Here is a 1,199-nt window from a genome sequence, read left to right on the forward strand (position 1 = left end):
GTCTTTTATATTTGCTTGTAAGGATTTTATTTGAGTAGTTTGATCAATAATAATTTTATCTTTATTCTGAATGATATTAGTTTTATCTGCGATATTTTGATTTTTAGTTTTAACTATATCGGCTATAAATTCAGCTATTTTATCCCAATATTCTGGTTTCATTTCCTTAAGTTCATAATTTTCTTTATAATTAGTTAAATCTTTTTTTGGAAATAATCTTTCTTTATAAGGAAAGAATTCTTTTCTTACCCATTCATTTGATTCTTCGAAATAATTTATATAAGACTGCACCACTTCTTTTAGAGGTTGGAATTTGAGAAGAGGGTCTTTGGAGGTGAAGTGTTTTAATATAAAATGATGCAAATCTCCCCTAAATATATTTCTGATATTATTAACAAAAAGAGGCAATATACTATTAACTCTTCTAAGCAACTCTATTCCCAATAAATCTAAACTCTCATTTTGTTTTGGAGGTATAATAAACTCATCATCCCATTCCAAACCTATACTATGTATAAAATCTTTTAATAAATCTCCTTGATAAAATTCATTTTTATCAAATAATCTTACAATTAAATTTTCTTTACCAAAAACTTCTCCCCACCACTGTAATGTTTGTTTGTGATTGCAAATGTGATGAAAATGAAATAAATTTTTTTTGTATCCTGAACTATATTCTTCATTTTTCATTTCTAATTTAAAATCATCTATTTCTGCCCATTTAGTAGCCTCAGAAAATAACGATTTTAGCATTTCGTTTACATCTCGAATATAGCATACTACTTGAATATTTGTAAATCCTAATTTTTTTAAAAATTTATATAATTTGATAATTTCCCGCTTGCAGGTTAATCTTGATTGTAATAACTCAGAAGAAAAAACCGTTATGTAGTTAACATTTATTTCATGGTTAATTTTATTAAAAATGCTTTTTTTATGTTTCTTAATAGCTTGCAGATCCCATAAAGAATTATTTAAAATATAACTATCTTTTTTAGTTAAAGAATACCCTAAAAAAGCTAAATCCCAATGATTTTTTATACCTATAGATTGCACAAAAATATAATTATATTTTTGTGCAATTATATCTCTATTTATATATAAAAATTCTTGTATACTAGTACTTCCAGTCTTTTCTAAACCTATATGAATATAAGTCTTCACTCTTTATGTTAACTCCATGTTATATATTAAAAACC

General features: G+C 24.7%; 1 protein-coding gene. It reads right to left on the reverse strand.

Translation table 11 applies throughout. From position 1 onward, the window contains the following. The coding region (locus CAMP5063_RS08285; RefSeq protein WP_337195159.1) for a hypothetical protein at positions 1-1,164 on the reverse strand (1,164 nt) is incomplete at its 3' end. Between the last annotated feature and the right edge of the window lie 35 nt (positions 1,165-1,199).

Source organism: Campylobacter sp. RM5063 (genome assembly GCF_024723655.1).
GTDB classification, from domain to species: domain Bacteria; phylum Campylobacterota; class Campylobacteria; order Campylobacterales; family Campylobacteraceae; genus Campylobacter_D; species Campylobacter_D lari_D.